This window comes from Lysobacter sp. F60174L2, assembly GCF_052547135.1.
In genome coordinates this window covers 168,359-189,025 of record NZ_JBQWRA010000005.1, presented here as the reverse complement: position 1 = coordinate 189,025, position 20,667 = coordinate 168,359, and the positions used below count along the sequence as shown (strand labels likewise).

Sequence of the window (20,667 nt, the reverse complement as noted above, 5' to 3'; positions counted from 1 at the left end):
CATGTCCCTGTTTGTCCTCGGCCTCAACCACCAGACCGCGCCGGTCAGCCTGCGCGAACGGGTGGCATTCTCCGCCGACGCGGTGCCCGCGGCGCTGGCGGCGCTGCGCGCGTTGCCGCAAGTCCGCGAGGCGGCCCTGCTGTCGACCTGCAACCGCACCGAGGTCTACGCGGTCAGCGACGACGACGGCAGCACGGTGGCCGACTGGCTCGCGACCCATCCCGGCGAGGTTGGCGACCTGCACGCCTACCTGTACCGCCATCGCGATGCCGATGCGGTGCGCCACCTGTTCCGGGTCGCGACCGGGCTGGATTCGCTGGTGCTCGGCGAGCCGCAGATCCTCGGCCAGGTCAAGGACGCCTGGGCCACCGCGCGGGCGTCCGGCAGCCTCGGCAGCCAGCTCGACCGGCTGTTCCAGCACACCTTCACCACCGCCAAGCGCGCCCGCACCGACACCCGGATCGGTGCCAACCCGGTGTCGGTCGCGTCCGCCGCGGTGCGGCTGGCGCAGGAGTCGTTCGCCCGGCTGGAAGACTCGACCGTGCTGCTGATCGGCGCCGGCGAGACCGTCGAACTGGCCGCGCGGCACCTGGTGCAGGCCAGGGCCAAGCGCCTGCTGATCGCCAACCGCACCCTCGCCCACGCGCAGGAACTGGCCAGCCGCCACGGCGGCGTCGCGCTGCCGCTGGGCGAACTCGACCGCCACCTCGGCGAGGCCGACATCGTGCTGTCGGCGACCGCCAGCCGCGAACCGGTGTTGCAGCGCGCGCAGGTCGCCGCCGCGCTGGCCAGCCGCAGGCACCGGCCGATGCTGCTGCTCGACCTGGCGGTGCCGCGCGACATCGCCGCCGACGTCGCCGGGCTCGACGACGTGTTCCTCTACACCGTCGACGACCTTGAACGCGCGATCGAGGACAACCGCCGCAGCCGTCGTGAGGCCGCCACCGAGGCCGAGGCGATCGTCGAGCTGCAGGTCGCGCGCTTCATGGAATCGTTCGCCGCACGCGGTCGCACCGGGCCGCTCAAGCGCCTGCGCGCGCACGGCGAGATCGCCCAGGCCGAAGTGCTGGCCAAGGCGCGGGCGCAACTCGCCGCGGGCGAGGCGCCGGACGCGGTGCTCGATTTCCTCGCCCACACCCTGACCAACCGCCTGCTGCACGCGCCGACCGTGGCATTGCGCGAGGAAGCGCTGGCCGGCACCACGGAACTGGCGCGCGCCACCGAGAAGCTGTTCCCGTCGACCGGTCGCGAGCAGGACGCCGACGCTGGCGCCGACGCCCGTTAGCGTCGCCCCGCTTATCCTTGTCGCAGCGCGCGCGTTTGTCGCGGGCTGCCGCGAAGCCTGCTTCGCCCCCGCCCGCGAGCCGACGACACCCCGATGACCCCTACCCTGCGCCGCAAACTCGAAGCCCTCGCCGAACGCCGCGAGGAGCTCGAGCGCCTGCTCGCCGACCCCGGCGTGATCGGCGATGCCAAGCGCTTCCGCACGCTGTCGCGCGAATTCGCCCAGCTCGAACCGATCGCCACCGCGCTGGCCGACGAGGCCGCCGCCAAGGCCGACCTCGCCGCCGCCCAGGCGATGCGCAACGACCCGGAACTGGGCGAGCTGGCCGAGGAGGAAATCGCCGCCGCGACCGAGCGGCTCGAGCAGCTCGATGCCGAGCTGCTCGCGCAGATGATCCCCAAGGACCCGCGCGACGACGGCGACATCTACCTCGAAGTCCGCGCCGGCACCGGCGGCGACGAAGCGGCGATCTTCGCCGGCGACCTGTTCCGGATGTATTCGCGCTACGCCGAGCGCCAGGGCTGGCGGGTCGAGGTCGAATCGGCCAGCCCCGGCGAGCACGGCGGCTTCAAGGAGGTCGTCGCGCGCATCGAGGGCCGCGGCGCGTACTCGCGGCTGAAGTTCGAATCCGGGACCCATCGCGTCCAACGCGTGCCCGAGACCGAATCGCAGGGCCGCATCCACACCTCCGCGGCGACGGTCGCGATCATCGCGGTCGAGCCCGAGGGCGAGCCGATCGAGATCAACGCGTCCGACCTGCGGATCGACACCTTCCGCTCCTCCGGCGCCGGCGGCCAGCACGTCAACAAGACCGACTCGGCGATCCGCATCACCCACATCCCGACCGGCTTCGTGGTCGAGAGCCAGACCGAACGCAGCCAGCACGCCAACCGCGACAAGGCGATGAAGCGCCTCGCCGCCAACCTCGCCGAGGCGCAGGCCGCCAAGGCCGCCGCCGCGATCGCGCAGGACCGCAAGCTGCAGGTCGGCAGCGGCGACCGCAGCCAGCGCATCCGCACCTACAACTACCCGCAGGGCCGGATCACCGACCACCGGGTCGACGGCCTGACCCTGTACGACCTGCCGAACGTGCTGACCGGCGACCTCGATGCATTGATCGCGCGGTTGCAGCAGGAGCACCAGGCCGACGAACTGGCGCGGCTGACGCAGGGCGCGTGACGCCCGAAACCGCATTCGCCCCGACACGCCGGACCGGCCTTGGTCATCGCACCCGACTGTAGGAGCGACGTAAGTCGCGATTTCACTGACGGTCGCCAATCGATACGCCACGCCTGCCCGAATGCCTGATTGATGCACCCGCAACAGCGCGCTCAACACGCGGCAACGATGAATCAGTGAAATCGCGACTTACGTCGCTCCTACAAGTCGCTCCTACAATGGCCATTGCCGTTTCCTGCGAGGACTTCCGATGACGCTTGCGATCCGCCGCGCGACCTCCGCCGACCTCGACGCTGTCGCACCGCTGTTCGACGCGTACCGCCGCTTCTACGGCCAGCCCGGCGACCTGCCGCGTGCACGCGCGTTCCTCGCCGACCGTATCGGGGCCGATGAATCCATCGTGCTGCTGGCCGAGCGTGACGGCCAAGCGGTCGGCTTCACCCAGCTCTATCCGATGTTCTCCTCGGTGCGCGCCGCGCGCATGTGGGTACTCAACGACCTCTACGTCGACGCTGGCGCGCGTCGCGGCGGCGTTGCCCGCGGCCTGCTCGATGCCGCCGCGGACCTCGCCCGCGACGACGGCGCGGTGCGCATCGTGCTCGAGACCACGGTCGACAACACCGCCGCACGCGCGTTGTACCGCGATGCCGGCTGGCAGGAAGAACCCAGCCAGTGGTACGCCTTGCCACTGGACGGCGACTGAGCGATGCAGCACGCCGACCCGCGCCAGCAGGCCCGCCTGGCGACGCAGCGCGCGCCACACGATGCGATGGCCTGGATCATCCTTGCCGATGCCGAACTGGAGGCCGGCGATGCCGTCGCGGGCGAGGCGGCATGCCATCGCGCCCTGAGCCTGCGCCCCGGCCACCCCGAAGCCCTCGCCCGCCTCGGCCGTGCGCAGTGGATGCTGGGTCGTCGCGACGACGCCGTCGCCAGCCTGCGCGCGGCGGCGAGTACTGCCCCGAACCATCCCGGCATCGCGGTCTGGCTCGGCCATGCGCTGGAGGACAACGGCGAAGCCGAGGCCGCTTCCGACGCGTACGCCCGTGCCCATGCGCTGGCGCCGGGCGAACCGCAACTGGCGGCCTACCTGTTGGCCTGGCGCCGCAAGCTGTGCGACTGGCGTGATCTCGACGCGCTGTCGGCGCAGGTGCGCGATGCCGTGCGCCGGGGCCACGCCGCGGTCGAGCCGTTCGCGTTCCTCAGCGAGGACGCCAGCGCCGCCGAACAGTTGCAATGCGCCCGGCTGCGCGCAGCGCACATCGCGCGCCACGTGCGTCCGTTGCCGCCCCCGCCGCCGCGCGTCGCCGGCACGATCCGCACCGGGTTCCTGTCCAACGGGTTCGGCGCGCATCCGACCGGGCTGCTGACGGTCGCTCTGTTCGAATCACTGGCCGGCCACGCCGAGCTCGACCTCCACCTGTTCGCGCTCAACCGCGACGATGGCAGCCCGATCCGCCAGCGCCTGCACGCCGCGACCACGCTTCACGACGTCGCCAATCGCAACCACGCGCAGGTTGCCCATGCCATCCGCGATGCTGGCATCGACGTGTTGTTCGACCTGCGCGGCTGGGGTGGCGGCGGCGTGCCCGAGGTGCTGGCGATGCGACCGGCACCGGTGCAGGTCAACTGGCTGGCCTACCCCGGCACCTCGGGGGCGCCGTGGATCGACCACGTATTGGCCGATGGCTTCGTCCTGCCCGACACGCTTGCAGCACATTTCAGCGAGCAGGTCGTGCGCCTGCCGCGCTGCTTCCAGCCGTCGGACACGTCACGCCAACTGATGCAACCGCCGTCGCGCGCCGAGTGCGGCCTGCCGGCCGAAGGCGTGGTGTTGTGCTGCTTCAACAACAGCTACAAGCTCAACCCGCGCAGCGTCGCGCGCCTGCTGGCGGTGCTGCGTGGCGTGCCCGGCAGCGTCCTGTGGCTGCTCTCCGGGCCCGGCCGGGCCGATGACCGCCTGCGTGCCGCCGCGCAGGCGCAGGGCATCGATCCTCAATGCCTGGTATTCATGCGCAAGCAGCCGCATGCCGAGTACCTCGCGCGACTGCAGCACGCCGACCTGTTCCTGGACACCGAGCCGTACAACGCGCATACCACCGCGTCCGACGCCCTGTGGGCCGGCTGTCCGGTGCTGACCCGGCCGGGCGACACGTTCGCAGCGCGCGTCGCCGGCAGCCTCAACCATCATCTCGGCATGCAGGCGATGAACGTCGACACCGACGAGGCTTTCATCGCCCGTGCAATCGAACTGGGTCGCGACGCGCAGGCCCTGGCCGCGGTGCGCGCGGAACTCGCGGTGCGGCGCCGCGACGGCAGGCTGTTCGACATGGACGGCTTCGCCCGTGACTTCGCCGCGGCGGTGCGGGCAATGGCGCGTTAACTGGATGCGGGTGCTGACGTGTCCGCGTCGGGGCCACCATGCCTTGCAATCGCGTCTTCGATCTCGCGTGCGGTGACCGGCCCGATCACCTTTTCGGCGACGCTTCCATCGGGCGCGATCAGGTAGGTCATCGGCAACCCCCGCGGCGTCTCGAAATCCGCCGGCGGGTCGTAGGTATCGACGATCGCGACGGGATAGACCACCGGGTGTTCATCCAGGAACGCACGCATCGCCTCCACCTCGATGTCCTCGTAGGCCAGGCCGATCACCTCGATGTGTTCATGCATCGCGTCCAACGCCGACAGCTCCGGCATTTCCTTAAGGCACGGCGCGCACCAGGTCGCCCAGAAATTGACCACCACCCATTTGCCGCGATGCGCCGCGAGGTCGTAGCCCGACCCGTCGATGGCGGACAGCTTCAACACCGGCCGTTCGGTTTCGGCGTTGCCGTCGTCCGGCGCCGGGGTCGCGGTCGGTTCCTCCGCCGGTCCGGTCGACGGCGTGGTGTCGAGGGCTGGCCCGGCAGTGGCGCTGGAATCGGAATCGGGTGCATCGGACGGCTGGCAGGCCGACAGCGCGGTGGCGGCCAGCAGAGCGCCCAGCATGGCGACGACAACGGGATGGCGCATCGATCATTCCTCCTCGGCGTGGATGGTCCCGACGCGGCGCTTGAGCAGGTTGCGCAGCGGCACGCGCAACTCGTCCATGGCGTCCACCGCCGATTGTCCCAGCGCATCATCGCGGCACGGCAGGTGCGCCTCGGCGATGGGAATGCGCAGGTGGCAGGCTTCGTACAGCTCCGACAGGGGCAACCCGTCGAGGTCGCGCGCGAGCAGCCATTCGCCACCCTCCGCGCGCCGCACCACGTTGATCTCGACGAGCTGGCCGAGCATGTCCTGCACCAGCGCATCGGTCAGGATCGGCTCCAGTTGCTGGATCTCGTCGGTGTGCAGGCCGCGGCCATGGCGACGCGCCTCGTTGAAGCGCGCGAGCAGGCGCAGCAGGCCGTAGAACTCGTAGCCGTGCGGTAGCCGCATCGACACCGGCTGGTAGCGGAACGCGGAAATGGACGACGCCAGCGACGCGCCCAGCAGCACCGCGATCCAGCTCAGGAAGATCCACAGCAGGAAGATCGGCACGAACGCGAGCGTGCCGTAGATCCTCGAGTAGTTGCCGAACGTGCCCAGGTACAGGCCGATGCCGCTCTTGACCAGTTCGAACAGCAGCGTGGCCAGCACGGCACCGGCGATCGCATGGCGCCAGTGCACCGTGCGGTGCGGCACCACCTTGTAGATGCTCGCGATCGCCAGCAGCTCCAGCGCCATCGGCGCGGCGCGCAGCATGAAGTCCTCCAGCACGTGTCCGGCGCTGGTGTCGAATATCGACAAAGCGAAGAACCGCGCCGACAGCGCCAGGCTGGCCGCCGCCACCAGCGCGCCAAGGGTCAGCACCGTCCAGTAGACCAGGAACCGGCCCAGTTTCGGCCGGTGCGAGTGGACCCGCCAGATCCGGTTGAACGCGGCTTCGACCCCGTTGAGCGTGATCAGCAGCGACACCACCAGCGCGATCACGCCGGCGACGGTCAGCTGGCCGGCGTTGGTCGAGAACTGCAGCAGGTAGTCCTCGACCGAGCGCGCGGCGGTCGGCACGAAGTTGGAGAAGATGTAGTCGCTGAGCCGCTCGCTCCATTCGGCGAACAGCGGGAACCCCGACAGCACCCCGAACACCACCATCGACAGGGGCACCAGCGCGAACACGGTGGTGAACGACAGCGCGCCGGCCGCCTGGAACAGGTCGTCCTCGTTGAAGCGCCTGGCGAGGAAGCGCAGGAACGCGCCCGCCCGCGCCTTGTCGCGCATGCGGTCGCTCCAGCGGTACAGCGAATCCAGCGGTTCCATTGGCCGGAGGTTAACCGATGGCGTCGGGGCCGGCGCGTGAGCTTGCTCTATCCTTGGCGCCTGCCCTGCACGAGACGCGTCGATGCCCGAGATCCTGGTCCTGTACTACAGCCGCGGCGGTTCGGTCGCACGGCTCGCCCGCCATGTCGCCCGCGGCATCGGCGAGGTCGATGGCATGCAGGCGCGCGTGCGCACGGTGCCGCCGGTCGCGGCGGTGACCCAGGCCGCGGCGCCACCGGTTCCGGAAGACGGCGCGCCCTATGTCGAGGCGCGCGACCTCGACGAGTGCGCCGGCCTGCTGCTCGGCAGCCCGACCCGCTTCGGCAACATGGCCGCGCCGCTCAAGCACTGGCTCGACGGGCTTGGCGCGCAGTGGGCCAGCGGCACCCTGGTCGGCAAGCCGGCCGCGGTGTTCACCTCGACCGCGAGCATGCACGGCGGCCAGGAGTCGACCCTGCTGACGATGATGGTGCCGCTGCTGCACCACGGTTGCCTGGTGCTCGGCATCCCCTTCACCGAGCCGCTGCTGAGCACGACCCGCGGCGGTGGCACGCCGTACGGCGCCAGCCACGTCGCCGGCAGCGCAGACGATCCGCAGCCCAGTGACGACGAGGCGCACTTGGCGCGCGCGCTTGGTCGCCGCGTCGCGATGGTCGCGGCGAAACTGGCATGAGCGCGACGTCGCCGCTGTCGCCGGCCCGGCGGATACTGATCGCAAGCCTGATCGCGCTGGTGCTGCTGTATGCGTTCTGGTTTGGCCGCGCGCATCCGGACACGGCCGCGCTGCTGGTGTTCGGCCTGCCGCCGGCCCTGTGCGCGTTCGCCGCATGGCGGCGCGCGCGCACCGCCGGGTTGTGGAGCGCGGTGCTCGCGCTGGCGTGGTTCAGCCACGGCGTGCTGGTTGCGTGGATCCGCCCGGAGGAGCGCGGGCTGGCGTGGATCGAATTGCTGCTTGCGGTGGTGATCGTGTTCGCCGCCAGCCTGCCGGGGCTGCGGGCGCGGTTCAAGCGGAAGCGCGGCTGACCTCCGGGTTGCCGCACACAACCCGCCGTCGTTTACCGTAGGAGCGAGGTAAGTCGCGATTGCACGGCGAATCCGGATATCGGCGCGTTCGCGACTTACGTCGCTCCTACATGTCGCTTGGGGCTTCCTTTTCCGCGAAGCGTTATAACCCGGCCCCGCCTCCAACCGTATAATCCAGCGTCCCCAGCACACCGGCTTCCCATGGACCAGCTCTGCATCGTCACCACCGGCGGCACGATCGACAAGATCTACTTCGACGACAAGTCGGACTACCAGATCGGCGAGCCGCAGATCGGGCGCATCCTCGACGAACTCGGCGTCGCGTTCCGCTACGACGTCCTGCCGATCATGCGCAAGGACTCGCTGCACATCGAGGATGCCGACCGCGAGCTGATCCGGGCGACCATCGCCGCGCAGGATGCACGCCACGTGCTGGTCACCCATGGCACCGACTCGATGGTCGCCACCGCCAGGGTGCTGGGCGACATCGAGGGCAAGACCATCGTGCTGACCGGCGCGCTGAACCCGGCCCGCTTCCGCGGCTCGGATGCCGAGTTCAACATCGGCACCGCGGTCGGCGCGGTGCAGTCGCTGCCGCCCGGGGTCTACATCGCGATGAACGGACGCATCTGGGACCCGGCGAAGGTCCGCAAGAACGTCGAGGCAAACCGGTTCGAGTCGCTGTAGCAGTCTGGCTCGACCAGGCAGGCCCGAACGGGCCGGTTCAGCCATCGCATAACAAACGCCCCGGCAATACCGGGGCGTTTGTGTGTACGGGCATCGCGCTGTCGGTCAGAACTCCAGGCCCCAGCTGTTGATGTAGCCGTCGTCGTAGCTGTAGTTGTCGTTGACCCGCAGCTTCCAGGTGCCGTCGAGCGGTTCGCTCGAGAGGTCCACCGTGTAGCTGCCGATCAGGTCGTTGGCGCTGCCGCCGCCGCGGTTGTGCAGGTTGTAGAGGCTGCCGTCGGGCGCCACCAGGTCGACTCGCAGGTCGCCGCGGTAGCTGTGGCGGATGTCGACCGAGACCACCGCATCGGCCGGCGCGTTGCCGCTGCGACCGGACACGCTGATCGGGCTTTCGACCGTGGCATTGTCGTTGACGTCGTAATCGGTGTCGTTCGCGTAGGCCTGGCGCTCGTCGCCACCGCCATCGTCGCCACCATCAACGGTGTAGTTGGCCACCAGGCTGACGCCGCTGAAGGCCTGGTACGCCTTGACCCGCACGTGCCAGGTCCCCGCCTGTGGCGTCGCGAAGCTGCAAGTTTCGGCGTTGCCGTTGCGGTACGGCCGGCAGTCGTACGAGCTGTCGGTCGGTGCGCTGCCGAAGTTGACGTACAGGTCGGCGTCGCCGCTGCCGCCGGAGATCGTGAAGTCGAGGTCGCTGGCCCCCTGCGGGACGTCCAGCGTGTAGACGACATCGCTGCCCGTGCCGGCCGACAGGCCGCTCACCGGCACGCCGTTCTCCAGCACGTCGCCCTCGTCCGGCGGATCGGTGTCGCCGCCGCCTTCGGTCTTGGCCAGCTCGCCGAGGAAGGCCAGGCCCAGCTTGGCCAGCGGCACCGAGGCGTTGGCGGTGCCACCCATGTTGGACAGGGTGTCGTACGGGGTGTGGATGTCGTTGTTGAAACTGGCCTCGAACATCATCGCCGCCGGGTAGCCGGCACTGGTCCACGAGGCATGGTCGGAGCAGCCGTAGCCGCAGGTATAGGTCCCGCGGGTCAGCCCCAGCGGCGCCAGGTACTCGTCGAAGATGTCGCGCAGGAACTGCTGCAGGTCGGCGTTGGAGTAGTCGGTGATCAACTGCATGTCGACCGATGCACCCGAGGCGTAGTTGGTCATGTCCAGCTGCAGCACGCCGACCACGTCCTCGCCCTGGCTGGCGAACGACTGGGCGATCGCGTTGGAACCGCGCAGCCCGACCTCCTCGGCGGCGTAACCCATGAACTTGACCGTGCGCCGCGGCTTCCAGTCGCCGGCCAGCGCGACCCGGATCACCTCGGTCAGGGTCGCGATGCCGGAGGCGTCGTCGTCGGCGCCGGGCGCGTCCATGTTGTTGCCGCTGCCGGAACTGGAGATCGAGTCGAGGTGGCCGCCGAGCACGACGACCTCGTCGGCCAGGTCGGTGCCTTCGATGGTCAGGATCACCGACGGCTGGGTCGAGCAGTTGCTGCAACCGGTGAACAGCTCGGCACTGGCGTCGCTGCGGCCGTTGGCGAGTGCCGCCCAGCTGTCGCGGATCCATTCGGCCGACTGCCGGCCGGAAGTGCTGGCGTAGTAGCGGTTCGGGTAGTCGTTTGAGAGGTGGTCGATGGTGGCCCGGATGTTGGACTCCTGAACCTGCGGCAGCCACGGACCGACCGTGGCCTGGTTGTCGACGCTGTAGTCGGCGAAGGTCGTGGCGATGGCCTGCGCGCTCTGCTCGCTGGCCAGGAACGCCTCGGCCTCGTCGCGGCTGGCGAACGCGAAGAAGCCGCCGCAGCGATGCTCCTGCGCGTGGATCTGCCGACTCACGGCGGTCAGCTGGTGGGCCTGTATCCGCGAGATCACCAAGGTGTTGCCGATGCCGTCGCTCTCGGTGCTGGGCGCGCTGGCGATGGTTTGCAGGCCGCGCTGGTAGCTGTCGAGCGAGGTGACGATGTAGACCGGTGCAAAGGGGTCGTGGGCGAGCCTTTCGGTCAGTTCGGGGCTGGCATGGCGATGGTCGCCCTGCGCGTGGGCTACGCCCGCGAACAGGGTTGCCGCGACCAGCGCGGCCAGCAATCGGGTATTGCGGTTCATTGGGGCACTCCTTGTGGAACGCCGGTGGCCCGGCGACTTTCCGTGTATGGCGATGGGTCGACAACGCCCCCCTGCCCGGATCCCCCTGTCCATCCGGCCGATGCCTCGTACCGGCAATCTTTGCCAGCCCCGTGACGCTACGCGCCCCGGCGCCATGGACTCAAGCTGCAGGCGCAGCAAAACGGCGCACCCGGGCGTGATGCGCGTCATGAAACCGCAATTCGCCGCCGTATCGGGGCGGCACGCGCTCAGAACATCCCGGTTTCCAGCCGCGCCGCTTCGGACATCATGTGGCGCCCCCACGGCGGCTCGAACACGAGGTCGACGTCGGCTTCGGCCACGGTCGGGATCATCTCGATCTTGTCGCGCACGTCCGACACCAGGATCTCGCCCATGCCGCAGCCCGGTGCGGTCAGGGTCATGTCGATGTGCACCAGGCGCTGGCCATCGTGCTCCGGATGCGGCGAGATGGTGGCCGAATAGACCAGTCCGAGGTCGACCACGTTGATCGGGATCTCCGGATCGAAGCAGGTGCGCAGCTGCTTCCAGACCAGTTGCTCGACCGCTTCGTCATCGGCGCCTTCGGCCAGTTCCAGTGGCTCGGCGGGCTCCTTTCCGATGGCGTCGGCGTCCTTGCCTGCGATCCGGAACAGGTTGCCCTCGACGAACACCGTGTAGCTGCCGCCGAGCGCCTGGGTGATGTAACCGACGCTGCCGGCCGGCAGGTTGACCGCCTCGCCCTGGGGCACGAGGACGGCGGCGCAATCGCGCTCGAAACGGACGGGTTCGCTGCTGCGGGAGTACATGTGGAGGGCGCCGGGTCTGTGCAAACGGAAGTAGGACCATTCTAGTCCAATATGACGGAAACCCCACTCCGGCTATGCTCTGGGGCTCCCGCCCACCCGCGGCCGGTTCCAGCCCTCCCACGACACGACACACCGCATGAGCCCATGTCCATGACCGCCTCCGTTCCCGGCCGCCAGGCGAGCCGGACATCGCGGGGGACGATTCCGTGGATTTCGTGGCCGTTGCTGGTACTGGGCATCTGCGGCTTCGCCGCGGCGTGGGTCACGCTGGGGTTCTACAACGGCTCACAGAACAGCTGGATGGCGATGATCGCCGCACTCGATGTCGCCTGGATGCTGCGGCTGGGCCGATGGCCGCGCGGGCCGGCGCGGATCGCGGTGGCACTGCTCGCCACGGTCGCGATCGTGGTGCTGGCCAACTGGGGCATCATCGCCGCGCAACTGGGCGCGATGCTCGGGCTGACACCGTGGGCATCGGCGCTGAAGCTCGGGTTCCACCATGCGTGGACGCTGGCGCAACTGGCCAACGGCGCCGGGGATATGGCCTGGCTGCTGCTGGCCCTGCTGGTGGCGGCGGTCACCGCACGCTGACCGCCACCGCCGGCGGGCTCAATGCCCGCCGTCGAGCGCCTTCAATTCCGACACCAGCGCACTCGCCATCTCGGCACCGTCGCCGTACAGCATCCGGGTGTTGTCGGCGTAGAACAGCGCGTTCTCGATGCCGGCGAATCCGGTGCCCTTGCCGCGCTTGATCACGATCGTGTTCCTGGCCTCGACCACGTCGAGGATCGGCATGCCGTAGATCGGGCTGGCGGGATCGGTCTTGGCCACCGGATTGACCACGTCGTTGGCGCCGATCACCAGCGCCACGTCGGTGTTCGGGAACTCCGGGTTGATGTCGTCCATGTCGGCGATCAGGTCGTACGGCACCCCGGCTTCGGCCAGCAACACGTTCATGTGGCCGGGCATGCGGCCGGCGACCGGGTGGATCGCGAACTTCACCTTGACCCCGCGCTCGATCAGCTTCTGGCTGAGCTCCCAGATCTTGTGCTGCGCCTGCGCGACCGCCATGCCGTAGCCGGGCACGATCACCACGCGCTCGGCATAGGCCATCATCGCGGCGACGTCGCCGGCCTCGATCGGCTTCTGGCTGCCGGCGATCTCCTGCGCCTCGCCGCCGCCACCGAAGTTGGAGAACAGCACGCCGCTGATCGGCCGGTTCATCGCCTTGGCCATCAGCTTTGTCAGCAACATGCCGGCGGCGCCGACCATCATGCCGGCGATGATCAGCGCCTGGTTGCCGAGCACGTAGCCTTCGAACGCCACCGCCAGGCCGGTCAGCGCGTTGTACAGCGAGATCACGACGGGCATGTCGGCGCCGCCGATCGGCAGCGTCATCAGCACGCCCAGCAGCAGCGCCAGGGCAAAGAACGCGAGGATCACCGGCACCTCCAGCGTCATCACCGCCCAGCCGCCGGCGACCAGCATCGCCACCAGCACCAGTGCGTTGAACAACTGCTGGCCGGGGAACACCACCCGCCGGTCGAGCCGGCCGTCGAGTTTGGCCCAGGCGATCACCGAGCCCGACAGCGACACCGCGCCGATCGCCGCGCCGAGCACGGCCAGCACCAGCACCACGGTCGAAGGTTGCAGCTCCCCGGCACCTGCCAATGCCGGTTCCGTCGGCACCAGCGAGGCGTATTTCAGCAATTCGACCGCGCCGATCGCCGCCGCCGAACCACCGCCCATGCCGTTGTACAGCGCGACCATCTGCGGCATGTCGGTGATCGCGACCTTCTTGCCCGACCACCACGCCGCGCCGGTGCCGATCACCAGCGCCGTCAGGATCAGGCCGAGGTTGTCGAGGTCAAGCAGGAAGGTCGCCGCGGTCGCGATGACCATGCCGGCGCCGGCCCAGCGGATGCCGCTGCGCGCGGTTTTCGGCGAGGCCATGCGCTGCAGGCCGAGCAGGAACAGCGTCGCGGCGACGAAGTAGCTCGCCGTCGCGAGCCATTGCGTGCCGGTCACGGCGCATTCTCCCTGGACTTGTCGGCGGCCGGCTTGCTCGACTTGAACATGTCCAGCATCCGCTCGGTCACCACGTAGCCGCCGGCCGCGTTGCCCGCACCCAGCAGCACCGCGACGAACCCGATCACCTTCTCCAGCGTGGTGTCGGCATGGCCCAGCACCACCATCGCGCCGATCAGCACGATGCCGTGGATGAAGTTGGAGCCCGACATCAACGGCGTATGCAGGATCACCGGCACCCGCGAGATGATCACGTGGCCGGCGATCGCCGCCAGCATGAAGATGTAGAGCATCGTGAATGCCTGTGCCACCGAACCATCGCCCATCGCCGGCCCCTCCATGAGTTTCCGCGCATCATAACTGCGGCCGGGATACCCGGCGGTACGGTGTTTCGGGCGCTCCGTCGGCGTGTCAACCGCGGGCGGGTCCGCGCGTTTCCCCTTGCAGCAGGGAGCGCCCTATATGCTCGACCCCGTGAGCCAGCACGCCGATGACAACCCGTCCACCCTGTCGCTGCAGTCGCCTGCCGGGCGCGAATCCGTGCCGGCAACGCAGGACTACGCATCGCTGGACCACTTCCTGGCCAGCATCGGCACGCGCGCGTTCCGTTTCGCCGAGATCGGCCTGCGCCAGCGCGAGGACTCGCTGGACGCGGTGCAGGACGCGATGATGAAGATGCTCAAGTACCAGGACCGGCCCTCGGCCGAATGGACGCCGCTGTTCTGGAGCATCCTGCGCAGCCGCATCGTCGACATCCAGCGCCGGCGCACGTTCCGCCTGCGCTGGCTGGCGCCGAGCCTGGAACGCGATGACGGCAGCATGCCGGACTGGACCGACGACGGCCCCGACCCGTCGCGCACGCACGACGGCCGCGAAGCGTACGCACGGCTGTCCGAGGCCCTCGGGCGACTGCCACGTCGCCAGCGCGAGGCGTTCAGCCTGCGCATCCTGGAAGAGCTCGACGTCGCCACCACCGCGCAAGCGATGGGCTGCAGCGAGGGCTCGGTCAAAACCCACCTGTCGCGCGCACGCGATGCGCTGCAGAAGCAACTGGAGGATTGGCGATGAACCATCCCGACACCCGTTTCGACCGCGACGCCCGCGACCACCACACGCAGGCGCTGGACCACGTCTCGCCACAGGTCCGTGCCCGCCTGCGCGAGGCCCGCCGCGCGGCGCTGGCATCCACGCCGGCGCGACACCACCGCTTCGGCTGGCTGGTCGCCGGCGGCAGCGTCGCGGCCGCACTCGCGCTCGTGCTTGTCTCGCAACTGCAGCCGATGACGCCGGACGCCGCCCCGACGCCGCGGATGGCCAGCGCCGGCGATGCGCTCGTGGCGCCGTCGCCCGACCCGTTGGAACGCGCCAGCCAGCGCGCCGAAATCGACAGCGAGATCGACGGCATGCTCGCGGCACTCGACGAGAACCCCGACCTTTACCTGTGGCTGGCAGCCAACGACGACACCCTGTCGCCGCCCTCGGAATACTGACCATGAACCATCCGACCCGTCGCACCCCCACCCGAACCGCGCCGCGCCGCCTGTGCTGGATGCTGCTGGCCGCACTCGCTATCGGCCCGTCCCTCGCGCTGGCCGCGCCCCCGCAGGACCTGCCCGCCTGGGACGGGTTGAGCGAAGCCCAGCGCGAGCAGCTGATCGCGCCGGTCCGCGAACGCTGGAATGCCGAACCCGAACACCGCCAGCGCCTGCTCGAACGCGCGCAACGCTGGCAGCAGATGACGCCCGAAGAACGACGCCACGCCCATCGCGGGATCCGGCGATGGCAACACATGTCGCCCGAGCAGCGCACCGAGGCGCGTGCGCTCTACCACCGCATGCGCGGCCTCGACGATGCCGGGCGCAAGGCGCTCAAGGCCGAGTGGCGCGCGATGACGCCGGAACAGCGCAAGGCCTGGGTAACGGCGCACCCCGCGCCGGAGCGCGACGGCGGGGAATAGCCGCTAGGCGCTGGCGACGGCCGGGGCGGCCTGGGTTTCGCCGGCACGCTCCGGCCACACCGTCTTCGCCAGCAGTTCATCGTCCCAGTCGAACGCCAGCGCGCCATCACGCAGCAGCAGGCTGGCGAAATTGAACACGTTGCGGGCGTACATCTCGCTGGCGTGCACCGCGCCACTGCTGGCGAGGTTGAGCGGGCCGGCGACGGTGACGCCGCCGACATCGATCGTCTCGCCCGGGCGGGTCGCGTCGCAATTGCCGCCGCTTTCGGCCGCCAGGTCGACGATCACGCTGCCCGGCTTCATGCCCGACACCATTTCCGCACTGACGATCTTCGGCGCCGGGCGCCCGGGTACCGCGGCGGTGGTCACGACGACATCGATTCCCTTGAGGTGGTCGCCGAGGCGGCGCTGCTGCTCGGCGCGTTCCCCGTCGGTCAGCTGGCGCGCGTAGCCGCCCTCGCCGGCGGCGCTGACGCCGAGGTCGAGGAACCGGCCACCGAGCGACTCGATCTGTTCGCGGGTCTCCGGACGCACGTCGAAGCCCTCGACCTGCGCGCCGAGCCGCCGCGCGGTCGCGATCGCCTGCAGGCCGGCGACACCGGCACCGACCACCAGCACCTTCGAAGGCCGGATCGTGCCGGCGGCGGTGGTCAGCATCGGGAAGAAGCGCGGCGCCAGCTGGGCCGCGACCAGCACCGCCTTGTAACCGGCCATGCCGGCCTGGGAACTGAGCACGTCCATCGACTGCGCGCGGGTCGTGCGCGGCAGCCGTTCCAGCGCGAACGCCACCAGCCCGCGACCGGTGATCGCCGCGGCCCGCTCCGGATCGGCCTGCGGCGCCAGCAGGCCGATGAGCACCGTGCCTTCGCGAAGCTGCTGCAGGCGCGCGGCGGCGGGCGGCTGGACGCACAGCACCAGGTCGGCCCCGTCCAGGGCCGCGGCGGCATCGGCCACCGGCTCGGCACCGGCCTGGACATAGGCCTCGTCGACGAACCCCGAGGCAAAACCGGCGCCGCGCTCGATCCGGACCCGCGCGCCCGCGGCAACCAGCTTCTTCGCCGTTTCCGGGGTCAGCGCGACCCGACGCTCGCCGGGCGCGGTCTCACCGGCGACGCCAATCGTGATCCTTGCCTTGTCCATACGCACGCTCCATCGGTTCGCCGCATCGTAGCGAATGCCGTTCGGCGATGCGATCGCGCCACGCGCGGGTGCAACGATGCGGGATGGTCCGGTGCCGGACGCGTCAGTGCCGGGTCGCGCCGTCGAGTTGCTCGCGCATGTGACGCATCGCCTGCTCGAACGCGGTCGGCTCGCAACCGATCTGCAGGCGGTTGACGGCGGACAGCCGCGCCAGTTCGTCGACCGATGCGACGAGCACCCGCAGGCCACGCCGGTTGACCATCAGCCGGCGCCGGGTCAGCGGGCTGACCCAGGCGACCTTGGCATCGACCGCCTCGCCCTGCAGGTCGGTCAACTGCAACCAGTCGCCCGGCTGCAGCTTGCCCATGCGCTCGACCGTGGCCGCATCGGCCTTCGCGGCGTCGGTTGCGGCATCCAGCCACAACCCGCGTTCGGCGGCGTCGTCCTCGGCCTGCGAGGCGGGCGGCGCGTGCAGGTCGCGCGGTGCGTTCGGATAGACCAGGCCTTTCACCAGCACCGCCAGCCCGTGCTCCGCGGCGCTGTGGTCGAGTCCGGAACTGCCCAGGCAGGCCACGATCGCCGGCTCCAGCGCGAGCAGCCGATCGGCCAGGTCACGGCCGCGACCGTCGGCCGCGATCCGGTCGGCCTCGACCAGTGCGTCGCCCAGGCGCACCGCCTGGGTGAACGCTTCGGCCTCGTCGCCCTCGCGCAGCAGGGTCTGGACCAGGTGATGGCGCCACGAGGTGCCGAGGAATTCCGATACCGCATGGCTCAGCGGCGGTGCGGCCAGGCGCCGCGCGAGCACCGCGTCGGCCTGCTCGCGCGCGTGGTTGAGCCGCTCGCGGCCGTAGGTCGCCTTGGCCGCGCGTTCGGCCTGCAGTTCGATCCGGCGGCGTTGCTGCTGCAGCAACGCGTCGAGTTCCGCATGGGCGGTCTCGAAGATCGCCAGGTCCTCGTTGTATTCCGATACCACCCGCTGCGACGCCGCCGCGGCGCGATCAAGCAGCTCGCGCTCCTGCGGGGTCTCGGCGCGGTTGCCGGCACAGGCCTCGGTGATGGCGTCGAGCAGGCGGCGGGCGGGATGGGACGAGTCCACGAACAACGCCTGGTCGGTCATCGCGACCTTCACGTACGGCAGCACCAGCCGCGCATAGAGCCGGCGCGCACGCTCCTGCAGCTGGTGGCTGGTGAACAGTGAATCGAACAGCAGCGCGACCAGGTCGATCGCGTCTTCTTCCTGCACGCTGAAGCTGATCTTCTCGGGATCCAGGCCGAGCCGGCGCGAGCCGTCGTTGAGCTGGTCGCGGATGGTGCCCGCCAGGCGGCCGGAGCCGGCCAGCGCACGCGCGAACACATCCGCGGCCTCGCCCTGCAGCAGCGACGCCACGCTGACCACCTCGTCGACCCGCAACTGCCGCCGCGCGGCCGGTGGCGGAGCGACGGCCTGCGGGGCCTCCGCCGCCAGCGGGTCCCTGTCCGCGGCGGACTGCAGCGAACCCTCGCGCCAGGCGTGGAGCATGCTGCGCAGTTCACCGAGTTCGGCCGGGGTCGCGCTTTCGCCGGCGCCCGGGTATCCGTATCCCTGCGCCGGTGCCGCACCCGCGTACTGGCCTTCACCGGCGACCGGACCGCCCGGGGCGGCCCCCTGGCCCGGTCCCACGCCTCCGGCGTAACCGCCACCGCCCGCGCCCGGATGGGTTCCACCCGCGGTACCGCCACCCGTGCCCGGGTAGACTCCGCCCGCGGCACCACCACCCGCGTGCGGGTGGACCGGTGCCTGGCGACGGGCCGACGGCGCATCGACGCCAAAGCCACTCCCCGCCAACAGGGCGTTGACCTTGGGGTACAGCTCGCCCAGCAGCCGCACCAGTTCCTTTTCGTACTGGGTGAACAACAGCACGCGCAGGGCCGACGGCACCTGCTCGTCGCTGAAGGTTTCGACGAAGGCGGTCGCGAGCCGCGTCGGGCCGATCGGGTTGACCGGCTTGGGCAGGCCGAGCGCCGAGGCGACCGCATGCAGGCGCCCGTCCATGGTGTCGAGCAGGGCGGCGTGGCGGTTCTCCACCACTTCGGCCAGGGCCTGCCCGGCGAGGTGGAAGTCGATCTGGCTTTCGTCGATCAGCCCCAGCGGCAGATCGCCACGGCTGCGGATGCGCAGCGCACGGAAGTCATCGAAACCCTGCGCCACCTGCTGGCGATAGCGCATGACATGGACGGCGTGGTGCTGGCGCAGCACCCACAGCGCGGCCTGGTTCTGGTACAGGATCTGCGGGGTATCGGGGGCGTCGTCGTGACTGGCGGCGGTCTTCAGCGCCTCCTCGACGGACTCGTACAGTCCACCCGGCAACCCGCCCAGCTGCTCGAGCGTGAGACGCTTGATCTCCTCGAGCATCCGCATGGGATCCATGCGCGCCGCGGGGGCGGCGCCGAGCGGGTGTGTGGACACGTTTGCTCCCCGAACCGATGTGACGTGGCTGCGTCCGATCGGGACGCTCAGCGCAGCATAGTGGCAAGATACGGCAGCACTTCCGCCTGCTTCATGATGTGTGACAGATGTCGCCAAACGACCGTGGCCGGTTCGACTATACCCCCGTCCGGCGGCCGGATCCGGACCCGTCCGACCCACTCGCATTGCTCGATGTACGCCGTTCAGTACCGTTCCTGCAACTGCAGGCGCCCGGGCCGGACCCGCAGACCCTGCTCCGGCTGCTGGCCAGCGCCACCCGGGTGCCGGACCATGGCAAGCGGGTGCCGTTCCGCTTCCTGAGCCTGCGCGGCGATGCGCGGCGGGTGTTCGGCGAACGCCTGGCCGCGCGGCATGCCGAGATCGACCCCGACATCAGCCCGGCCCTGCTCGACAAGGACCGCGACCGCTACCTGCACGCGCCGCTGATCGTGGTGGTGATCGCGCGGCTCGGCGATGACCCGAAGATCCCCGGACAGGAGCGCCTGCTCAGTGCCGGCTGCACCTGTTTCGCGCTGCTGCAGGGTGCCCAGGCGCTCGGCTTCCGAGGTTGCTGGCTGACCGGCTGGGCCGCCTACGATCGCGGCGTCGCGGACCTGCTCGGACTGGACGCGGACGAGCACGTGATCGGCTTCGTCCACCTGGGCACGCCGAAGATCGAGGTGCCCGAGCGCGAGCGCCCGGATCCGGCGGAACTGCTTCGCGAGTGGACACCGTGAGCGCGTTCGCGGTCGCGCCCCATCGCACCCTCTACCTGGTCGACGCCAGCCTGTACGTGTTCCGGGCCTGGCACTCGATGCCCGACGAGTTCCGCGACGCCGACGGCTGGCCGACCAATGCGGTCCACGGCTTCGCCCGCTTCCTGCTGGAACTGCTCGATCGCGCCCGCCCGCAGCACATCGCGATCGCCTTCGACGAGGCGCTCGATTCGTGCTTCCGCAACGCCCTCTACCCGGCCTACAAGGCCAACCGGGAACCGGCGCCGGAGGAGCTCAAGCGCCAGTTCGCGCATTGCCGCGCGCTATGCGTGGCGCTCGGCCTCGACGTGCTCGGCCACAGCGAGTACGAGGCCGACGACCTGATCGGCAGTGCCTGCCACGGCGCCCGCGCGCACGGGTTCCGCTCGGTGATCGTGTCGGCCGACAAGGACCTGTCGCAGTTGCTGGGCGCCCACGACGAGCAATGGGACTTCGCGCGCGGCCAGCGCTGGGGCGCCGACGGCGTGCCCGCGCGGCACGGCGTCGAGGCCCGGCAGATGGCCGACTACCTGGCCCTCTGCGGCGACGCGGTCGACAACATCCCCGGCGTGCCCGGCATCGGCGCCAAGACCGCGGCGGCTTTGCTGGCGCATTTCGACACGCTCGATGCATTGCTCGAACGCGTCGAGGAGATCCCGTTCCTCCGCCTGCGCGGTGCCAGGGCCTGCGCCGAACGGCTGCGGCTGCATCGCGAGCAGGCGCTGCTGTGCCGGCAGCTGTCGACGATCGCCTGCGACGTTGCGCTGGACGGTGCCGATCGCCACTTCGTCCGCGGCGATGCCGATCGCGCGGGGCTGGCCGCGTTGTGCGACAGCCTGCGGTTCGGCCCGATGACCCGGCGCCGGTTGCACGATGCGGCCGGCCTGGCGTTCGCTCCGCCTGTGTAGGAGCGACGTGAGTCGCGATAGCCAACCGCAGGGCGGCCGAGTGTCCGATCGCGACTTACGTCGCTCCTACAGGAGGTTGGA

At 70.0% G+C, this 20,667-nt stretch carries 21 protein-coding genes; 13 read left to right on the top strand and 8 right to left on the bottom strand.

Annotated features, from left to right (window positions below):
• Window position 1: 1 nt before the first annotated feature.
• The 4 genes from hemA to ACT9AS_RS13940 all read left to right on the top strand — a co-directional run bounded on the left by hemA (window position 2) and on the right by ACT9AS_RS13940 (window position 4,847).
• Window positions 2-1,285: a glutamyl-tRNA reductase gene (gene hemA / locus ACT9AS_RS13955; RefSeq protein WP_445100763.1), complete on the top strand. Its 1,284-nt coding sequence runs from the start codon at window positions 2-4 to the stop codon at window positions 1,283-1,285.
• A 93-nt stretch (window positions 1,286-1,378) separates the two neighbouring features.
• Window positions 1,379-2,464, top strand: coding sequence for a peptide chain release factor 1 (gene prfA / locus ACT9AS_RS13950; RefSeq protein WP_445100762.1), 1,086 nt, complete (start codon window positions 1,379-1,381; stop codon window positions 2,462-2,464).
• A gap of 250 nt (window positions 2,465-2,714) precedes the next feature.
• Entirely contained in the window at window positions 2,715-3,167 is a 453-nt protein-coding gene (locus ACT9AS_RS13945) for a GNAT family N-acetyltransferase (protein ID WP_445100761.1), read from the top strand.
• A gap of 3 nt (window positions 3,168-3,170) precedes the next feature.
• Window positions 3,171-4,847, top strand: a complete 1,677-nt coding sequence (locus ACT9AS_RS13940; protein WP_445100760.1) for an O-linked N-acetylglucosamine transferase family protein — start codon at window positions 3,171-3,173, stop codon at window positions 4,845-4,847.
• Here ACT9AS_RS13940 and ACT9AS_RS13935 read toward each other — a convergent pair.
• Both ACT9AS_RS13935 and ACT9AS_RS13930 read right to left on the bottom strand, forming a co-directional pair.
• Window positions 4,844-5,476 carry a redoxin domain-containing protein gene (locus ACT9AS_RS13935; RefSeq protein ID WP_445100759.1) on the bottom strand — a complete coding sequence of 211 codons (633 nt, stop codon included), beginning with the start codon at window positions 5,474-5,476 and terminating at the stop codon, window positions 4,844-4,846. The genes ACT9AS_RS13940 and ACT9AS_RS13935 overlap by 4 nt on opposite strands.
• A 3-nt stretch (window positions 5,477-5,479) precedes the next feature.
• Window positions 5,480-6,745 (bottom strand): YihY family inner membrane protein, encoded by a 1,266-nt coding sequence (locus ACT9AS_RS13930; protein WP_445100758.1) that lies wholly within the window; start codon window positions 6,743-6,745, stop codon window positions 5,480-5,482.
• 82 nt (window positions 6,746-6,827) lie between these two features.
• Here ACT9AS_RS13930 and wrbA point away from each other — a divergent pair, with 82 nt between their 5' ends.
• The 3 genes from wrbA to ACT9AS_RS13915 all read left to right on the top strand — a co-directional run bounded on the left by wrbA (window position 6,828) and on the right by ACT9AS_RS13915 (window position 8,455).
• Entirely contained in the window at window positions 6,828-7,418 is a 591-nt protein-coding gene (wrbA, locus tag ACT9AS_RS13925) for an NAD(P)H:quinone oxidoreductase (protein ID WP_445100757.1), read from the top strand.
• On the top strand, window positions 7,415-7,768 hold the full coding sequence (locus ACT9AS_RS13920; protein WP_445100756.1) for a DUF2069 domain-containing protein: 354 nt from the start codon (window positions 7,415-7,417) through the stop codon (window positions 7,766-7,768). Before wrbA ends, ACT9AS_RS13920 begins: the two co-directional genes overlap by 4 nt.
• 201 nt (window positions 7,769-7,969) lie before the next feature.
• Window positions 7,970-8,455 (top strand): asparaginase domain-containing protein, encoded by a 486-nt coding sequence (locus ACT9AS_RS13915; protein WP_445100755.1) that lies wholly within the window; start codon window positions 7,970-7,972, stop codon window positions 8,453-8,455.
• Window positions 8,456-8,560: 105 nt separating this feature from the next.
• On the opposite strand, the gene ACT9AS_RS13910 is transcribed toward ACT9AS_RS13915, so the two are convergent.
• Entirely contained in the window at window positions 8,561-10,546 is a 1,986-nt protein-coding gene (locus tag ACT9AS_RS13910; protein ID WP_445100754.1) for a M20/M25/M40 family metallo-hydrolase, read from the bottom strand.
• 248 nt (window positions 10,547-10,794) lie between these two features.
• The gene (sufT, locus tag ACT9AS_RS13905; RefSeq protein ID WP_445100753.1) at window positions 10,795-11,352 is read right to left on the bottom strand and encodes a putative Fe-S cluster assembly protein SufT; all 558 of its coding nucleotides are present in this window, start codon (window positions 11,350-11,352) and stop codon (window positions 10,795-10,797) included.
• A gap of 150 nt (window positions 11,353-11,502) precedes the next feature.
• On the opposite strand from sufT, the gene ACT9AS_RS13900 reads away from it, so the two are divergent.
• Window positions 11,503-11,943, top strand: a complete 441-nt coding sequence (locus tag ACT9AS_RS13900) for a hypothetical protein (protein WP_445100752.1) — start codon at window positions 11,503-11,505, stop codon at window positions 11,941-11,943.
• An 18-nt stretch (window positions 11,944-11,961) separates the two neighbouring features.
• Here ACT9AS_RS13900 and ACT9AS_RS13895 read toward each other — a convergent pair whose 3' ends face one another.
• The gene (locus tag ACT9AS_RS13895) at window positions 11,962-13,380 is read right to left on the bottom strand and encodes an NAD(P)(+) transhydrogenase (Re/Si-specific) subunit beta (protein WP_445100751.1); all 1,419 of its coding nucleotides are present in this window, start codon (window positions 13,378-13,380) and stop codon (window positions 11,962-11,964) included.
• Complete coding sequence (locus tag ACT9AS_RS13890; protein WP_445100750.1) at window positions 13,377-13,706, bottom strand: proton-translocating transhydrogenase family protein; 330 nt, start codon at window positions 13,704-13,706, stop codon at window positions 13,377-13,379. Before ACT9AS_RS13890 ends, ACT9AS_RS13895 begins: the two co-directional genes overlap by 4 nt.
• Before the next feature lie 136 nt (window positions 13,707-13,842).
• Here ACT9AS_RS13890 and ACT9AS_RS13885 point away from each other — a divergent pair, with 136 nt between their 5' ends.
• Genes ACT9AS_RS13885 through ACT9AS_RS13875 form a run of 3 tightly spaced genes read left to right on the top strand, consistent with a single transcriptional unit; the run spans window position 13,843 to window position 15,337 of the window.
• Window positions 13,843-14,448 (top strand): RNA polymerase sigma factor, encoded by a 606-nt coding sequence (locus ACT9AS_RS13885; protein WP_445100749.1) that lies wholly within the window; start codon window positions 13,843-13,845, stop codon window positions 14,446-14,448.
• Window positions 14,445-14,870: a hypothetical protein gene (locus ACT9AS_RS13880; RefSeq protein WP_445100748.1), complete on the top strand. Its 426-nt coding sequence runs from the start codon at window positions 14,445-14,447 to the stop codon at window positions 14,868-14,870. Before ACT9AS_RS13885 ends, ACT9AS_RS13880 begins: the two co-directional genes overlap by 4 nt.
• Before the next feature lie 2 nt (window positions 14,871-14,872).
• Window positions 14,873-15,337, top strand: coding sequence for a DUF3106 domain-containing protein (locus tag ACT9AS_RS13875; RefSeq protein ID WP_445100747.1), 465 nt, complete (start codon window positions 14,873-14,875; stop codon window positions 15,335-15,337).
• A 3-nt stretch (window positions 15,338-15,340) separates the two neighbouring features.
• On the opposite strand, the gene ACT9AS_RS13870 is transcribed toward ACT9AS_RS13875, so the two are convergent.
• Both ACT9AS_RS13870 and ACT9AS_RS13865 read right to left on the bottom strand, forming a co-directional pair.
• Window positions 15,341-16,477 carry an NAD(P) transhydrogenase subunit alpha gene (locus ACT9AS_RS13870; RefSeq protein ID WP_445100746.1) on the bottom strand — a complete coding sequence of 379 codons (1,137 nt, stop codon included), beginning with the start codon at window positions 16,475-16,477 and terminating at the stop codon, window positions 15,341-15,343.
• 103 nt (window positions 16,478-16,580) lie between these two features.
• Complete coding sequence (locus ACT9AS_RS13865; protein WP_445100745.1) at window positions 16,581-18,923, bottom strand: DUF1631 family protein; 2,343 nt, start codon at window positions 18,921-18,923, stop codon at window positions 16,581-16,583.
• 107 nt (window positions 18,924-19,030) lie between these two features.
• Here ACT9AS_RS13865 and ACT9AS_RS13860 point away from each other — a divergent pair, with 107 nt between their 5' ends.
• Together ACT9AS_RS13860 and ACT9AS_RS13855 are read left to right on the top strand one after the other, a co-directional pair.
• Entirely contained in the window at window positions 19,031-19,660 is a 630-nt protein-coding gene (locus ACT9AS_RS13860; RefSeq protein ID WP_445100744.1) for a nitroreductase family protein, read from the top strand.
• A complete protein-coding gene (locus ACT9AS_RS13855; RefSeq protein WP_445100743.1) occupies window positions 19,648-20,586 on the top strand; it encodes a 5'-3' exonuclease H3TH domain-containing protein in 939 nt (312 codons plus the stop codon). Before ACT9AS_RS13860 ends, ACT9AS_RS13855 begins: the two co-directional genes overlap by 13 nt.
• The last annotated feature ends 81 nt before the right edge of the window (window positions 20,587-20,667 follow it).